The organism is Dubosiella muris (assembly GCF_004793885.1).
GTDB classification, from domain to species: Bacteria; Bacillota_I; Bacilli_A; order Erysipelotrichales; family Erysipelotrichaceae; genus Dubosiella; species Dubosiella muris.
Map to the genome: position 1 here is coordinate 65,001 of NZ_SRYG01000009.1, position 16,495 is coordinate 81,495.

Sequence of the window (16,495 nt, forward strand, 5' to 3'; positions counted from 1 at the left end):
ATGAAAGAAGCAACAAGACAAGCGTTTGGCAAGGCGCTGGCGGAAGCGGCCGCGCGCGATCCGCGCATCATCGCGCTGGATGCGGATTTGGCGCCGGCCACGAAAACGGACGAAACGAAAAAAGCGGTTCCCGCGCAGTTTTTGCAGACGGGCATCGCGGAAGCGAACATGGTCGGCATCGCGGCGGGCCTGGCGGTTTCGGGATTGAAGCCGTTCGCTTCGAGTTTCGCGATGTTTCTGGCGGGGCGGGCGTACGAGCAGGTGCGCAATAGCATCGCCTACCCGGGTCTGGATGTGAAGTTGTGCGCGACGCACGCCGGGATCACGGTGGGCGAGGATGGAGGCAGCCATCAATGCGTGGAGGATATCGGCTTGATGCGCATGCTGCCGGGGATGATGGTGCTTCAGCCTGCCGACAGCGTGGAGGCGGCCGCCATGGTTCGATATTTGGCCGGCGTGCCGGGACCGGCTTATTTGCGGCTTTCCAGAGCGGCGGTCGAATCGGTGTTTGACGATGCATACGAGTTTGTGCCGGGGGAGTTGCGGCAAGTGCGGCCGGGGCGTTCGATCGCGTTTGTCGCCAGCGGCGTCATGGTGCGTGAGTGCGTCGATGCCGCCCAGCGGCTGGAAAGCGCGGGAATCGACGGCGCGGTGTACAACTTGTCGACGATTAAACCGCTCAACAAAGCGCGGCTGGACGAGATCGTGAACGCTTACGACCTCGTGTATGTGGCGGAGGAACACTTGAAGGCGGGCGGCATTTGGTCGGCTGTTATGGAAACGGTGGACGCGCCGCAAAAGGTGAAGTCGATCGCGATCGAGGATCGGTTTGGCCAAAGCGGCAGCGTGGCGGCGCTAATGGAGGAGTATGGCTTGAGCGCGGCTGCCATAGAAAACCGGGTGCTGGAGGATCAACGTGCGTCGCTGGCGATGGGAATCGAGCAAATCGCCATGGCGGGCATTCGTCGCGCGTAGAAGAAAAGCGGGAACGTGAAGTGGATCCAAGAATCACGTTCCCGCTTTTTTAGACAAAAACATCAGTATAACTATCGAATTTCGAAACAGAACTAAAAATAGCCTGCTTTTGAGCAAAAAACGGGGGAAAAAACATGGTTTTTTCGCTGAATTTCGAAATTTCAAAAATTGCTTCTCTACTGCGGGCCTTTTACAGGGGAAAAAGTATGGATAAAGGAAAGAGAAGAAGGAATAAGAACAGAAGATTTTTCTTTTACTGGCTTTGCTCAAAATATCCAGATTTCGAAATTGGATTGAAAAAGGCATGATTTTAAGCAAAAAACGGGCTGAATTTCAATGATTTGGAGTGAAATTTCGAAACAAAGCCATTGACACGAAAAATACGGATTGGAAAAGAGATAGGTCGATTTGAAGGCTTTTTTTGTCGCTGATGGAAAAACGTTACAAATAGCTCGAATTCTTGACAGAAAAACGTTACAACACTGAAATGAAAATAGGCGATGCCTGAATGGAAGCGCAAAATGTGCATGCGATCGAGGCTAAAAAAATCCATTGACGGAACAATCAAAAAGGAGATGTCGGCATTTTGACATCTCCCAATTTTTTTAAAATTTATATACTAGTTGTTTTGCCCGCCAGGCAGTTCGGCCGGCTTGTTCAGGATTTCCATGAACTGCTCGCCGGTAATCGTTTCCTGTTCGTACAGGTATTTGGCGAGTTCATGCAGTTTCATTTTGTTGTCGGAAAGAATCTGGTACGCGTCGTTGTACGCCTTTTTGATCAAGTCGATGACTTCCTGGTCGATTTGCGCCGCGGTTTCATTCGAGCAGGCGAGCGTCGTGTCGCCACCCAAATACGCGTTGTTGACCGTTTCCAGAGCGGTCATGCCGAAGTGATCCGACATGCCCAGCCGCGTGATCATGGCGCGGGCAAGCTTGGTCGCCTGCTCGATATCGTTGCTGGCGCCGCTTGTGATCGAGTTGAAGATAAGATCCTCGGCAGCGCGTCCGCCACAATACGTCATGATGCGCTGGTACGCCTCTTCTTTGGAAAGCAGATTCGTTTCCTCTTCCTCGACTTGCATCGTGTATCCAAGCGCGCCCTTCGTGCGCGGAATAATCGTGATCTTGTGCACCGGCGCCGTGTTTTTCGACTTGGCGGCGACCAGGGCGTGGCCAATCTCGTGATAGGAAACGATCATTCGTTCCTTTGGCGAGATGACGGCGCCTTTTTTCTGCTCGCCGGCGATAACGGTTTCAATCGCCTCTTCCAAATCGCGCTGCGTCACCTGCTTGCGTCCGTCGCGGACAGCGAGCAGCGCGCCCTCGTTAATAATATTGGCCAAATCGGCACCGCTCGATCCGGCAGCCGCTCGGGCAACCGCGTTGTAGTCGATTTCCGGCGACGCTTTCACATTGGCGGCGTGCAGCTTCAAGATGGCTTCGCGCCCTTGCAAGTCCGGCAGTTCCACCGGAATGCGGCGGTCGAAACGTCCAGGACGGGTCAGGGCCGCGTCCAGCGTGTCGGGCCGGTTGGTCGCCGCCAGCAGGACGACGCCTTTCGATCCGTCGAATCCATCCATTTCGGCCAGCAGCTGGTTGAGCGTCTGCTCGCGCTCGTCGTTGCCGGAAATACCGCCCGAGTCACGTTTTTTCCCGACGGTGTCGATCTCGTCGATGAAGACGATGCATGGCGCTTTTTCGCGCGCCTGCTTGAACAGGTCACGCACTTTGGCGGCGCCACGTCCGACAAACATTTCGACAAATTCCGAACCGGAAATCGAGAAGAACGGCACGCCCGCCTCGCCAGCAACCGCTTTGGCAAGCAAGGTTTTACCAGTTCCCGGAGGACCGACAAGCAGCGCACCTTTTGGCATCTTCGCGCCGATTTCCTGATACTTTTTCGGATTGTTCAAAAAGTCGACGATTTCTTTCAAGTTGTCTTTGGCTTCCTCCTGGCCGGCAACGTCCTTGAAGGTCGTTTTTGTCTTTTCGCCGACATACACCTTGGCGTTGCTTTTGCCCAGGTTGCCCATGCCAAAACCACTGCCGAATCCACCACCCTGGGTGAAGGACATCTGGTCTGGCATGTCGCCCATTTTCTTTTGCATGCGGCGAAAAAACCACGTGCCCAGTCCCCACAAAATGAGGAGCGGCAGGAAAAACGAGATCAGCGACATGAGAATTGGGTTCATTTGACTGGTCGGAACCTGGGTGAACGTGGCACCCGAGTCGCGCAGGCGGTTGACAAGGTCAGGATCGTTCATCGCCAGCGTTTCATAGCGCTGTTTTTCGTCGCCCTTGAGCGTGTACGTGATGGTGTTGTCCTGGATTTGGACTTTGTCGACTTTCTTTTCCTCCACCTGATCCAGGAACGTCGAATACGACTCGTCCTGAATGCTTTGGGAAGAGAGGAACGGCATCAGGACCCAGTTGAGGACCAGGATGACGAGCAGGATGATCATATAGTAGTTGTAAAGCGATTTTTTTGACTTTTTATTTCGATTCATTCGAGTCTCCTTCTTAAAGTTAAACCCATTATACATTCTTTTAGCAAAGTTTCAACAGGAGTGCTAACCAATGCATTATTTCACATAAATTTCATGGGAGGTTCCCATTGTAGCACAAGATGTTTAAAAGAAACCATACATTTTCTTCCGTTTGGACATTTCCGGGCACTTGTTCGAAAGCGCTTTAAAAATCGTGCGAAGCGGCGTTTTCATTTCCGTCCGGAGCCCGTATAATAAAGGCGAAAGTTTCACAGAAAGCATAGGAGGAGATTAGATTATGATTGTTAAAATTCCTTTCCGCGTCGATCCCCTCGAGCGGGAAACGACGCTCCACGTCTATGTTCCCGACGACTATGAGCAGCGGGACGAGCGCTATCCCGTCATGTACATGTACGATGGGCATAATTTATTCGACGACGGCGACGCCACATACGGGAAATCGTGGGGACTGGCCGCGTTTTTAGCGCGTTACGACAAACCTTTTCTCGTAGTCGGAATCGAATGCGACCACCGCGGCCGCAACCGGCTCGACGAGTATTGTCCTTACGAGGTTCGCTCCTCGATTTTAGGAGAAATCCATGGCAAGGGGGAATTGTTCATGGACTGGGTCGTCAACACGCTCAAGCCTTACATTGACGAAAACTTCCGGACGTATCCGGATCGGGAGGCGACCGGCATCGCGGGCAGCTCGATGGGCGGGCTGATGGCGTATTACTCGGTCATTCGCTACAACAAGGTGTTTTCCAAAGCGGCGTGCTTGTCGCCTTCGCTGATGGTTTGCCCGGAGCAGCTGAAACACGAGATCAAAGAAGACTGGATCCATCCCGATACCCGGGTGTATTTAAGTATGGGGACAAAAGAGTTTGGCTCAAGACACATTCAGCTCTTTCCGTATCTCGACCATTTCGCCCAGCTCGTCCAGCCGGCGATGACGAAGACGCATGTCGTGCGGGATGGCGAGCACAACGAAGCGAGCTGGGAACAGCTGAACGAGGAATATTTTGACTATTTGTGGAAATGACGAAAAGGACGAGGCACTGTCCTTTTTTAGGAGGAAGAAATGAACAAAAAACCACTGCCTTCCCAGGCGACACGGGCGATCGCGCCCGAATGGGATCCGCTGCGGCGGGGAACGGGATGGACGGACGCCGAATTGGCGAAACCGCAAATTTACATTCAAAGCACATTTGGCGACTCGCATCCGGGATCGGTCCATTTGGACCGGCTCGTGGAAGCGGCGCGTCTGGGCGTCGCGCAAGCGGGAGGCAAGGGCGCCCGCTATTTTACGACGGATATGTGCGATGGCGAAAGCCAGGGAACCGACGGAATCAACTATTCGCTGGCTTCCCGGGAAATGATGGCCAACCTCATCGAGATCCAGGCCGGCGCCACGCCCTTTGACGGCGGTCTTTTTATCGCCAGCTGCGATAAAGGGCTGCCCGCCTCGCTTATGGGGCTGGCGCGCGTCAACATTCCTTCGATCGTCGTGCCCGGTGGCGTGATGGCGGCCGGACCGGATTTGCTGACGCTCGAACAGCTGGGCATGTACTCGGCCCGGTACGAACGGGGCGAAATCGACAAGGAAACGCTGGATTGGGCGAAAGGAAACGCCTGTCCGGGATGCGGGGCGTGCTCCTTTATCGGGACGGCGTCGACGATGCAAATTCTGGCGGAAGCGCTCGGACTCGCGCTGCCGGGCAGCGCGTTGCTGCCCGCCGATTCCCGGGATTTGGAGCAATGCGCCCAGGAAGCGGGCCGGCGCATCGTGGACATGGCGCGCGAGCAGACGCTTTGTCCGCGCACCATCCTGACAAAGGAGGCGTTTGAAAACGCGATCCTTGTGCACGCGGCGATTTCGGGAAGCACGAACTCGCTGCTCCATTTGCCGGCGATCGCCCACGAGGCGGGAATTTCGATTGACGGGGACACGTTTGACAGACTGCATCGCGACGCCCGCTATTTGCTGGATTTGCGCCCGGCTGGGCGCTGGCCGGCGGCGTTTTTTAGCGGAGCGGGCGGCGTTCCGGCCATCATGGAGGAAATCAAGGACCATCTGCATTTGGACTGCATGACCGTCACAGGCAAAAGCGTGGGGGAAAACTTGCGGTTGCTGCAAGAAAACGGATATTACGAGCGGTGCGCCCGTCGGCTGGAGGCGATCAACAGGCAATACGGCTTGCGATTGAAAAAGGAAGACATCATTCGCCCTTATGAAAAGGCGCTGGGCAAGGATGGCTCGATCGCGGTGCTGAAAGGAAACCTGGCGCCGGAAGGCGCGGTGATCAAACATACTGCGTGTCCGCCGGTGATGTTTGAGGCGGTATTGCGGGCGCGTCCGTTTGACTCGGAAGAGGAAGCCATCCGGGCGGTTTTGAATCACGACATCAAGCCGGGGGACGCGGTGTTGATTCGCTACGAGGGGCCCAAAGGAAGCGGCATGCCGGAAATGTTTTACACGTCGGAGGCGATTTCCTCGGACCGGGAGCTGGGGAAAACGATCGCGTTGATTACGGATGGTCGATTTTCGGGCGCGTCGACCGGCCCGGTCGTCGGTCATGTGTCGCCGGAAGCGCAGGCCGGCGGCCCGATTGCGCTTGTCGAGGAAGGCGACCTCATCCATTTGGACGTGAAGGGCCGGGTTTTGGAAATCGTCGGGATCCACGGACAGAAAAAAACGCCATCCGAAGTCGAGGCGGTTCTCCAGCAGCGAAAAGCGCGGTGGCAGGCGCGGCCAAGCCGGTATTCGTCGGGGGCGCTGGCTATTTTTTCCAAATTCGCGGTTTCGCCAATGAAGGGCGCCTACATCGAAATCGAATAAAAAGACGATCCGGGAAAGAAGATCCATTTCTTTAAGAAAAAAAATCAATTTTTTTCTTGCGTTCGGGAGTGAAAAAGTGTATATTCTTTCTTGGATTTAGTGATGATAGCGAAGAGGAAATACCTGTTCTCGTACCGAACACAGAAGTCAAGCTCTTCTGCGCCGACGATAGTTGGCTTCGCGCCTGCGAAAATAGGACGTTGCTAAGTCTTTTTTTGTTGGCTGATCCCAAAAGGGGTCGGCCTTTTTTTGATGCAAGTCCCTGACGCGCGAAGGATGGTTTTCGCCTGATTTTCCGGCAAAATGAAACCGTTTTCCCTTTGGGCCTCCATAAATCAAAAAGGAACTGATTTTGATTTATTTAAAGGAAAAATGGGGATTTTATATTTTTTATCAAAATGTATCATAAAAAAGAGTACTTTAATTGATTTATTCATCGCAGGCCATTATGGTGAGAGGGAAGCTGGACCGTACAAAAAACCACAAAAACAAAAAATTGTAAACACGAGGGGTGACGTGTTCACAGGGGGTCGATTCGTCCAAAAGGACGATTTTTTTTAGAATACGCAAGATTTTGCGAAAGAACATGTCACCGATCGGACCGAGGGGGAAACCGGTGATTTTTTTGTGCGTGATTGGATGGAAAAGCGGATCGAGCGCAATGGAATCGGGCGCTCTAGAAAGGCGATCAAATGGATAAATCAAGAAAAAGGCGCATAAGTCGCGGGACAGCGATGGCGGTTGCGCTTTCTTTATCGTGTACACCGGCGCTGGCCGCCTCGTTTGACGACGTGCAAAACGCCGTCGACGGGGACACGAGCGCGGGTGTTTGGATCGAGGATTCGGAAAAAGCGAATCATTACGGATACGGAGATAAAAATGCGGATACCGGGTATTATGGCGTGGAATCGTGGGGTGATGCGGCAAGCGCGGATGGTCGCACGGTGCAGCTTTACGAGGATGTCACGAAAGAAGACGGCACTCGCTCCGGCATCGAAGTGGGGGCGGAAGATGGCAACGTGTCGCTCGATTTGAACGGAAACGACATGGTATCCGACCACTATGACCCAGAGGAGGGGACAAGCGATAACGGAACGCCCGCACCGGGAAAAAGCTATGGCCCGGTTGTCAAAGTCGGCCAGGACGCCAATTTGACGATCAAAGACACAAGCAGCGAGGAAAACTAGCAGCAAGGCCATATTTCCGGTGGTTTCGGAGCGTGGGACGGCGACGGCGGAGTGCAAGTCGATGGCGGCACGGTCAATCTGGAAGGCGGAAACATTTCCAACAACGCCAGCTATGTGGATGGCGGCGGTATTGGCGTCAAAAATGGCGGGACCCTTCATATGAGCGGCGGAAGCGTGCGCGACAACCAGCATGGCGGCGTTCGGGTTTCCGGCAACGAAAGTGCCTTTCATATGACGGGTGGAACGATCACCGGAAACAATGGACAGGGCATCCATGTGGCGAATGGTTCCCAAGTAACGTTCGATAACGGAGAAATCACGAAAAATAAAAACTCGGGTATCTATTTTGAAGATGGCGGCGATTTGACGATGAATGGCGGCACGATTCGCGACAACAAGTCCACCGTGAATGGCGGCGGGATTTATTTGGAAGGGCGCTCGACGCTGACTCTTAACGACGGTTTGATTGCCGGCAACGAGGCGGGCTATTCGGGTGGCGGCATCGGCGGCGGAAGCGTTGTCATGAACGGGGGCACGATTACCCGAAACCGCGCGCAGCATTTTGGCGGTGGAATCAACAGCAATCAAGTGACGATGGAAAATGGTTCGATCACGGGCAACATCGCCGAAGAAAACGGTGGTGGCGGCGTGTCCGCGAAAGATTTCACGATGAACGATGGCTTGATTCAAGGCAACACGGCCGATTATGGCGGCGGACTCAACGTGTCCCGACAAATGCGCCTGCATGGCGGCACGATTGCCGACAACATTGCGACCGGCAGCGAGGGTGGCGGAATCCATCTGGCGGGCAACGGCGTGATCGAGGCGCAAAACGGCAACGTGTCCATTCGCGGCAACAAGACGCTCACAAAAGACGACCTTGGCGGCGGCGGGATTTACGTCAACGCGTCCGGACGTCTGGAACTGATGAATGTCGTCATCACACAGAACACGGCGGGTACGATGGGTGGCGGTCTGGCCGCGTGCCATACGGGACGAAATTTCGTGTATGCCACGGATGGCGGCGCGATTTTTGACAACACGGCCAACGGCGTGGCGCTGGAAACGTATTTCAAAGTCAACAACGACGTCGATGGCGGCGACATTTGGAAATCGTGGACCCCGGCGCAGCGGAAGTTGTTTATGCGCGCGGCCAACGATATTTTCACGGCGGGTGTGAATGGCTATGGCGATTCGTACAACCGGGACTACAACGCCGGCGCGCTGTTTGGCAACGTCATGCTCGGCTATGGAAAGCAAATGGACGATTTGGAAAATATGACGACCGAGCAAATGCAGGATGTGGCGAAACACTTAAGCAACTACACCGGCTATCGAGTATCGGTGGCCGAGCCCGATAAGCTCAACGAAGTTGACGCTGGCAACAACGGAACGATTTATAGCGACCGCTTCCTCGTTTTGACGGCCCATCCATCCGAAGAGGGAAAGCGGGCCGCGATGGAAAACGGAAACGTGTTCATTACGGACAATGAAGCGGTATACAACGATGGGGGCGGGATCGCCAACAACGGGATTTTGATCATTGGCAAGGAAACCCAGGGGATCAGCACGATGCCGGATATCTTTCTCGCCAAAACGTGGCTGAATACCGAAGGCCAGCAAAACGAGTTGAGAGGCGACGACTTCTCTTTCGAGCTGAAAGGTGGCCAGGTCGCCGATGAAAACGGCCAGGCGATCGAAAACGCCGAGCGGAAAACACTGAAAGTCAAAAACGACGCGGAGGGCAACGCGGCATTTGAAATGTTCAGCAACGGTTTTTTGACGAAGCCGGGCACCTATCAGTTTACCTTGCATGAAAACCGGGATGAAAGCCTGGAAAAAGCCGGATTGCGTTTCGACCAGTCCGAATACCGCATCACGCTGAACACCCGCATCGAGGAGAAAACCGGAACAATCGCGCACAAACCGTATAAAGTGAAAACGCTCGTTTTGGATTCCTGCAAAGTCGAACGGACAAAAGACGCGGAGGGCAGGACGCTGGAAACGCCGGAAACGCTTGACTTCAAGACGGGCGACCGCGTTCGATTTGAAAACACGACTCGTCCGGAAGAGCCGGAAAAACCAGTAGACCCAGTTGATCCGGTCGATCCGACCGACCCGTTTGAACCGGAATTTCCGGTGGAACCCGTGGATCCGGTCAATCCGGATGATTCAAAGAAACCGGTACAGCCGGAAGAACCATCAAACAAAGATCAAAAGATGCCGGAAAACCCGACGGAACAAAACGACAAGGAACAACATCGCGAGTCATCGAAAAAATCGGCAAGCCTGGTTTCGACTTCGACAACGCGACAAAAAACAAAGGCTTCCGGCATCGCGCGTGCTTCCAAGACAAAGAAATCTCCAAACACAGGCGTATCTTTGATGACAAAACTGCATGAAAATCTCATCGCGCTTTCCGGGCTTGGTATTGCGGGATTGTGGTTTGGACGAAAAAAGAAACAAAAATAGAAAGAGAGTGGGAAGGGACGTGACCCCGTGGTTTTGGAGAAGGTCCAAAAAATTTCCCCGATCTGAAGAAGATGTTGATACGATTCGACATCTTCTTTTCATTTGAAAAGAGAAATTTTAAAGAAAAAATAAAAAAAGTGAAATTTCCTCTTGCGTTTAACGTGGAAAAAGCGTATATTAATCAAGGATTTAGTGATGATAGCGAAGAGGAAATACCTGTTCTCGTACCGAACACAGAAGTCAAGCTCTTCTGCGCCGACGATAGTTGGCTTCGCGCCTGCGAAAATAGGACGTTGCTAAGTCTTTTTTTTATGTTAGAAAGCCGGTCAATCGAAGGATGGCCGGCTTTTTAATCAGTCGTCTTTTTTAGAATGGTCGAATTTTTCCTGGTACTCATCCAATGAGTACATTTTCTGGTCCTCGTTTTCCGGTTCCTGGCATGCCGAAAGCGTGCACATCAAAATGGCACCGGCAATCCACATCCAATTTCTTTTTTTCATGCGTGTGTTTTCCTTTCTGTGGTATAAAAGATATTTTATTGTGCTGCGAAAGAAAAGAGGAATGGGGAAAACGGTTATAAATATGGAAAGGTTGTCCAGGTCTTCCGGATTTCATTTGGTGGAAAAGAAACAAATAACGTTTAAATAATAGAACAAAAAGAGCGGAAATGTTTTGTTATATAAACATTCGAGGGGATTCAATGTCGAAAAAAACAGGAGGCTCATGCTCCAATCGCTTGATATACTCAAACTGTTGGGCGAACAAATTTGCTGGTTGAGGGATGAAAAATACTCCGGTAATTGTTAAAGACACCAATCTATAGAATATCTGGTTCTTCCGCTTTTCCTGTTGACGTCCGCATTTTTTTTCATGCTATAGTTTGTCCACATCCGTCTTCCGACGGATTCTAATTCTAAATATCGAACGAATCCATCTTTTTCCCGGTTCTTTCATCTTTTTCTTTTTTATGGTTTTCTTTGACTTTTTTCCTTGGCACTTTTTTCCTTGGCACTTTTTTCCGATCAAAGCACCGCATGAAAACAGAAATGGATCTTTTTTGATCTTAGAATGATTTTTTGGAGGTATATATTTGATCAACAATCAATACTACGAGATGATCCTGCGATTCACGCTGTTCAGCGACTTTTTCATGTACCCCGCCTTTTCCCGCAGCAAACCGGCCATCACATTGCTGGCGCGCATCCTGACCGGAAAGCCAGACCTCGTCGTCAAACGATGGGGGATGGAGGTAAAGAAGGGACTGCCTTTTTTTCGGCATGTCCGCTACGATTTGTTTGTCGAGGATATGGAAGGCAACTTGTACAACTTTGAGATAGAAAACGACAGGAGGGCTCTTGGACAGCGGGCGTTGTTCAACTTGAGCGTGCTCGTTTCCCATATGCTGAAGCCAAACGAACCGTTTCGCGCGTTAAACGAATCGTGGGTCGTCTTTCTGACGAGAAAAGACTTTCTCAAACAAAACGAGCCATTTTACACGTATGAATGGTTCGATCGGAAATGGAAGCGGATCCTGCACACGAAAGCGCACATCCGTTTTGTGAATGGAGAATACCGGGGCGATGACGCGATTGGAAAGCTGATGCATGATTTCCACTGTACAAACCCGGATGACATGTTTTATGATGAGCTTAGAGAAGCCGTATCGTATTTTAAAAAGGAACCGGAAGGAGTGAATGCCATGTGCGAGATCATGAGAGAATTTGAAAGAAAGTCCAAGAACGAAGGACGCGCGCAAGAGCGTGAAGCCATCATGCGCAAATTGTACGCCAAAGGCATGGATTGTCCTACGATTGCTGAAGTAACGGGACAAACCGTTTCCAAAGTCGAAACGTTTTTCAAAAAACAATCATTGAATTATAAAGGATAAAATCATTTTCCAGCTTCGACCGACGAAAGTATCGCGCATATTACCGGTCAATCGTTATCGAAGGGGAAATCGCTTTTGAGGTGCGGCAAACCGCGTAACATCAAAGACGAAAATGTGACCCAATAAAAGGGCAGTGTAGGATTGCCTGAATAGATGTTTGTAACACATAAGAGAAGCTATTGATCGGAGGTATCAAAAATGGTGCCTCCTTTTTTTCCCTGCTTGTGTACTTAAGCAACTAGATCACGCCCCCATATCAAAGAAAAAGGAAGGACAATCATTTTCCTTCCTTTCAATAGATCCTATAACAGTCTTTGGCAAGACTTTGCGTTTTTTTATTCAATCGGCTTTTGATAAAAGCGTCCGTAAAAGTTGTCGATCTTATGCGTATACACGATCGCGTCCGGGTCGACTTGATGCAAACAGTCGATGATCGGTTTTTCCTCGTAGCTGCTTACGATCGTCTTGCACAGCGAGAACGGCTTGCCGCTGTACCCGCCCTGGCCGTTCACGATACTCATACCGTGCCGGAAATTCGTCTTAAACGCCTCGGATACCGCTTTCGGCTTCGAAGTCGTCACCTCCACCATGATCTGGGCGTACCGGTGGTAGAAGTAGGAAATTGTCTTCGTGGAAATAAACTGGAACACAATCGAATAGCCCGCGTATTCCCAGCCGAAGAAAAATCCGAAAATGACGATAATGCACACGTTGAAAATAAAGACCTGGTCCCAAATGCTTTTGTGCAGCTTATCGGAAATATACAAAGCGATAAAGTCTGTGCCGCCCGTCGAGCCTTCGGTACGCAGCGCGATGACGACGACAAGGCCATACAGGAAGCCGCCGAAAATCACGTTGAGAAACAAGTCGTCGAAGATGGGCTGGAAATGGCACACATCCAGTAAAACCGACGTCAGGGAAAACTGGATGTAGCTTAGCAGCGTGAAGCGCTTGGAAATGTGCTTGCAGCAAAGCAGAGCCGCCGGAATATTTAAACACAGGATACCAAGCGACACCGAGAACGGAACGCCAAAGAGCGTCGTGATCTTGTTGATGAGAATCGCCAGACCGGTGAAGCCGCTCGACAGCAGGTTGCTTGGATCCATGAAGCTTTGAATCGTGAAGGTTTGCAGCAGCGAGCTGACACCGATCCAGAAAATCGAGAAAGCCAGCCGCGTTTGTTTGTTTTTAATCGTCGTTGTGTCAAATATATTTATCATAATCATCACCTGCCTCCTAGTATAAGAAGCGCGCAAGGAAAAAAGAAGCAACCATTTCCTAGCGCTAGGAAATGATTCGGGGTAAGCTAGGAAATACATTGCCATACAATTACAGGCGTAGGAGGAAACATGCTCACGCAAAGACAAAAAAAGATATGCGAGATCCTGCATGAGGAAAACTGGATAAAAGGGAAGGAGCTGGCCGCGATGCTTGGCGTCACCGACCGGACGATTCGCAACGACATCGAGGCGATCAACACCGAAGGCGGCCAGGTAACGATCGAGGGAAATCCCCAAAAAGGCTACCACCTCGTCGCGAAAGAGGAAAGCGGCGCGCCAACCGGCATCATTTCGTCGATTCCGCAAACACCAAAGGAACGCCAGGAGTTTATCGTGAAGATCCTGCTGTTCGAAAAAAGGGAGCTGAACATTTACGATTTGCCCGAGCTGCTTTGTGCCAGCTCGTACACCATCGACGCCGACGTGAAAACGATCCGGAAAAAGCTCACCCAGTACGGCAACGTCCGGCTCGTCAAGCAGAAAAACTGGATCTGGCTCGAAGGAAGCGAAACCAACAAACGCAAGCTGTGCAAGGACATGCTCAACAAAGAGCTGGAAGACAACTTTTCCAACCTCAACGAGATGATCGACCTGTACCAGAAATTCGACTTGCGGCGGGTCAAGGAAATCCTCGAAAGCACGCTCGAGCGCTACGACTACAAAGTCCGGCCATCGAGCCTGCCCATGCTGCTCATGCACATCGGCATCGCGCTCGAACGCATGCTCGACTTCCACTATTTGGAAAACGTCGAAATGGAAAACGGCCTGACCGACACCATCGAATACAAAATCGCGTCCGCGTTTTTCACGAAAGTCTCCCACCGGATCCCGATCGAAGTCAACGAGGCCGAGATCCGGCTGCTGACGCTGCTCCTTCTTGGAAAACGCAGCAAAGCGTACACCGTCGAGGAAGTGGCCGCCGGCAACGCGACCGTCCACGTGCCCGAACTCGTCCGGGCGATGCTCGACGACGTTTGGCAGCGGTTCGATGTGGACTTGCGCGACGACAAGGAACTGCAAAACGGCATGGAGCTGCACGTGCGCTCGCTACTCATGCGCCACGAGCAGCACGTCAGCGTCGACAACGTCTATTTGCATGAAATCAAGATCAAGTTTCCGCTCATCTTCGAGATGGGCGTGCAAGCGGCCCGGCGCCTCGAGCAAACGGTGAACTTTGCGATCAGCGAAAGCGAAATCAGCTTTCTGGCCCTACATCTGGGCAACGCGTTCAACCGGCTCCAGTCCGCCGGCAAGTATCAGGTCGTCATGATCTTTCCGGACGACCAGTCGCTGGCCAGACGATGCAAGGAAAAAATCGAGTCTCGGTTTGGCGACCGCATCGAGATTGCGGCTCAGATGAACGTGTTCGAACGCGAAAGCATCGAGCGGCTCGAACCCGATCTCATCGTTTCTTCCGTCTATTTAAAGCACGATTTGCCGGTCCCGACGTTGACGATCTCGATGTTCATGAACTACGAGGACGAAAGCGAGATTTTCCAGGCCCTCAACCGGCTGGATAAAAGGCGGACCAGCGGCCAGTTCAAGGCGATGGTCAAAAACCTCATCGTGCCCGACTTCTTCTATCCGCATCTTGTCGCGGACAACGAGGAGGAAGTCATTCGGACGATGTGCCAAAACCTGGAAGCCAAAGGCTACGTCCGCGACGATTTCGCCCAGCGCGTGCTCGAGCGGGAACGCACCGCGTCCACGTCGTTTTATACGGGGTTCGCGCTGCCGCACACGTTCGAAGGCACCGTCGTCAAGCCGTCGATCTCGATCGCGATTCTCGACAAGCCGCTGCGCTGGGGCGAATACGACGTCGAACTCGTCATTTTGCTCGCCATCCGCGACATCGACCAAAATTTGCTGCGCATCTTTTTTGACTGGCTTTCTCATTTCGTGTCGGATCAAAAACAATTTCAAAATCTCATTACGAAACGGGACTATCGTCTGTTTATTGAAACCATCACAAAGGAGGAAGACGGAATATGATGACAAAAACACGCAAAACGAGCCGCGTGCTGGACACGCGCGAAACCGACGTCGAAGACGGACGCCGGTTTGCCGCCTATTTGATCGACTGGTTTTTAAGCGCGCTGTGCATGATGCTGCCCATGTGCCTGGCGTGGCTGTTCGTCACCAAGGACGTGGAAACGATGCGCCAGGTCAACGTGTGGACGCTTTCCGCGCTCATCGAGCAAGGACCCGCGCTGGCCGTCGTCGCACTTGCGCTTTGCGGCGCGCTGTTTTACGAAGTCGTCGTTCCGTGGAAAATCTATCCGGGACAGACGATCGGAAAGAGGACGCTTGGCTACAAAATGGAAACCGAAGACGGGAAAACGCCTGGATTTTGGCGGCTGCTGCTTCGGCAGGGCGTCGGGCTATTTTTGCTCGAAGGCTGCCTGTACAACGCCAGCGCCTTGATTTCCAGCACCATCTCGATGGTGTCCGGACTCAATGTGACCGGTATCTTTTTATGGGCCTCGATCGCGATCACGACGATTTCGCTAGTCGCGGCCCTCGCGTCGCCAAGCCGGCGCATGCTGCACGACTATATCGCGAAAACGCGGCTCGTCCGCGTGGAAGACACGACAAAATAAACTCAAAGGAAGGTAGGAAGAATATGGAAAATATGGAACTGGTTTGTTTTCAAATCATCTCGAATGTAGGAATGGCGAAAAGCGCGTACGTGGAAGCCATCCAGCTCGCCGAAAAAGGAGAGCACGAAAAGGCGCAGGCGAAAATGAAAGAAGGAAAAGAGTTCTTCGTCAAAGGCCACGAAGCCCACGCTTCGCTCATCCAGAAGGAGGCGGCCGGCGAAAAAACGAACGTCAGTCTGCTTCTGATGCATGCCGAAGACCAGCTCATGAGCGCGGAAACGATCGAGCTCATGGCCAACACGACGATGAGAAGTCTGCGCCGCATCGAGGAACTGGAAAAAAATTCCTAAAACTAGGAAGAAGCGTTCCAAAAACAATGAGAGCGCTTTCGATACAATACAGTCAACAGGAGGAATACAAACAATGAAAAAGATCTATTTATTTTGCAGCGCGGGCATGTCCACGAGCATGCTGGCGTCCATGATGCAGGATTGTGCCAACAACCACAAGCTGCCACTGGAAATCAAGGCGTTCTCCCACAACAAGTTGGAAGAAATCATCGCCAACGACCGGCCGGACTGCATTTTGCTTGGCCCGCAAGTCAAGTACATGTATGAGGAAACCGTTTCGAAATTCGGCCACGAAGGCATTCCGATCGCGGTCATCGACGCGGGCGACTACGGCATGATGAACGGGGAAAAAGTGCTCAAGACAACGCTGGGCATCATGAAAAAAGCGAAACAAAAATAAATTACGAAAACGAATT

General features: G+C 52.0%; 13 protein-coding genes and 2 rRNA genes. 12 read left to right on the forward strand and 3 right to left on the reverse strand.

From position 1 onward, the window contains the following. Nucleotides 1-975 carry a transketolase family protein gene (locus E5336_RS05660; RefSeq protein ID WP_135980105.1) on the forward strand — a complete coding sequence of 325 codons (975 nt, stop codon included), beginning with the start codon at nucleotides 1-3 and terminating at the stop codon, nucleotides 973-975. Nucleotides 976-1,594: 619 nt separating this feature from the next. Here the strand turns inward: E5336_RS05660 and ftsH are convergent. Further along, a complete protein-coding gene (ftsH, locus tag E5336_RS05665) occupies nucleotides 1,595-3,484 on the reverse strand; it encodes an ATP-dependent zinc metalloprotease FtsH (RefSeq protein WP_135980106.1) in 1,890 nt (629 codons plus the stop codon). 277 nt (nucleotides 3,485-3,761) lie between these two features. Here ftsH and E5336_RS05670 point away from each other — a divergent pair, with 277 nt between their 5' ends. From E5336_RS05670 to rrf (E5336_RS05695), 6 genes are all read left to right on the forward strand, one after another. Next, on the forward strand, nucleotides 3,762-4,505 hold the full coding sequence (locus tag E5336_RS05670) for an alpha/beta hydrolase (protein WP_135980107.1): 744 nt from the start codon (nucleotides 3,762-3,764) through the stop codon (nucleotides 4,503-4,505). A 39-nt stretch (nucleotides 4,506-4,544) separates the two neighbouring features. Next, nucleotides 4,545-6,302, forward strand: a complete 1,758-nt coding sequence (gene ilvD, locus E5336_RS05675) for a dihydroxy-acid dehydratase (RefSeq protein WP_135980108.1) — start codon at nucleotides 4,545-4,547, stop codon at nucleotides 6,300-6,302. 95 nt (nucleotides 6,303-6,397) lie between these two features. Next, a 5S ribosomal RNA gene (rrf, locus tag E5336_RS05680) occupies nucleotides 6,398-6,511 on the forward strand. Between the two features lie 483 nt (nucleotides 6,512-6,994). Continuing rightward, nucleotides 6,995-7,489: a hypothetical protein gene (locus E5336_RS05685; protein ID WP_135980109.1), complete on the forward strand. Its 495-nt coding sequence runs from the start codon at nucleotides 6,995-6,997 to the stop codon at nucleotides 7,487-7,489. A gap of 51 nt (nucleotides 7,490-7,540) precedes the next feature. Beyond that, nucleotides 7,541-9,961, forward strand: coding sequence for a right-handed parallel beta-helix repeat-containing protein (locus E5336_RS12580; RefSeq protein ID WP_135980110.1), 2,421 nt, complete (start codon nucleotides 7,541-7,543; stop codon nucleotides 9,959-9,961). A gap of 188 nt (nucleotides 9,962-10,149) precedes the next feature. Then, nucleotides 10,150-10,263, forward strand: a 5S ribosomal RNA gene (rrf, locus tag E5336_RS05695). A 51-nt stretch (nucleotides 10,264-10,314) separates the two neighbouring features. Here the strand turns inward: rrf (E5336_RS05695) and E5336_RS12390 are convergent. Further along, nucleotides 10,315-10,461, reverse strand: a complete 147-nt coding sequence (locus tag E5336_RS12390) for a hypothetical protein (RefSeq protein WP_168353572.1) — start codon at nucleotides 10,459-10,461, stop codon at nucleotides 10,315-10,317. Nucleotides 10,462-11,051: 590 nt separating this feature from the next. Between E5336_RS12390 and E5336_RS05700 the strand changes: the two genes are divergently transcribed. Continuing rightward, complete coding sequence (locus tag E5336_RS05700; RefSeq protein ID WP_135980111.1) at nucleotides 11,052-11,849, forward strand: hypothetical protein; 798 nt, start codon at nucleotides 11,052-11,054, stop codon at nucleotides 11,847-11,849. A gap of 335 nt (nucleotides 11,850-12,184) precedes the next feature. Here the strand turns inward: E5336_RS05700 and E5336_RS05705 are convergent, their stop codons facing one another. Next, nucleotides 12,185-13,075 carry a YitT family protein gene (locus tag E5336_RS05705; protein WP_277820797.1) on the reverse strand — a complete coding sequence of 297 codons (891 nt, stop codon included), beginning with the start codon at nucleotides 13,073-13,075 and terminating at the stop codon, nucleotides 12,185-12,187. A 123-nt stretch (nucleotides 13,076-13,198) separates the two neighbouring features. Here E5336_RS05705 and E5336_RS05710 point away from each other — a divergent pair, with 123 nt between their 5' ends. From E5336_RS05710 to E5336_RS05725, 4 genes are all read left to right on the forward strand, one after another. Beyond that, nucleotides 13,199-15,121, forward strand: a complete 1,923-nt coding sequence (locus tag E5336_RS05710; RefSeq protein WP_135980112.1) for a BglG family transcription antiterminator — start codon at nucleotides 13,199-13,201, stop codon at nucleotides 15,119-15,121. Further along, the gene (locus E5336_RS05715; RefSeq protein ID WP_135980113.1) at nucleotides 15,118-15,729 is read left to right on the forward strand and encodes an RDD family protein; all 612 of its coding nucleotides are present in this window, start codon (nucleotides 15,118-15,120) and stop codon (nucleotides 15,727-15,729) included. Before E5336_RS05710 ends, E5336_RS05715 begins: the two co-directional genes overlap by 4 nt. A 23-nt stretch (nucleotides 15,730-15,752) precedes the next feature. Then, nucleotides 15,753-16,079 carry a PTS sugar transporter subunit IIA gene (locus E5336_RS05720; RefSeq protein WP_135980114.1) on the forward strand — a complete coding sequence of 109 codons (327 nt, stop codon included), beginning with the start codon at nucleotides 15,753-15,755 and terminating at the stop codon, nucleotides 16,077-16,079. 73 nt (nucleotides 16,080-16,152) lie between these two features. After that, a complete protein-coding gene (locus E5336_RS05725) occupies nucleotides 16,153-16,479 on the forward strand; it encodes a PTS sugar transporter subunit IIB (protein WP_135980115.1) in 327 nt (108 codons plus the stop codon). Nucleotides 16,480-16,495 lie beyond the last annotated feature (16 nt).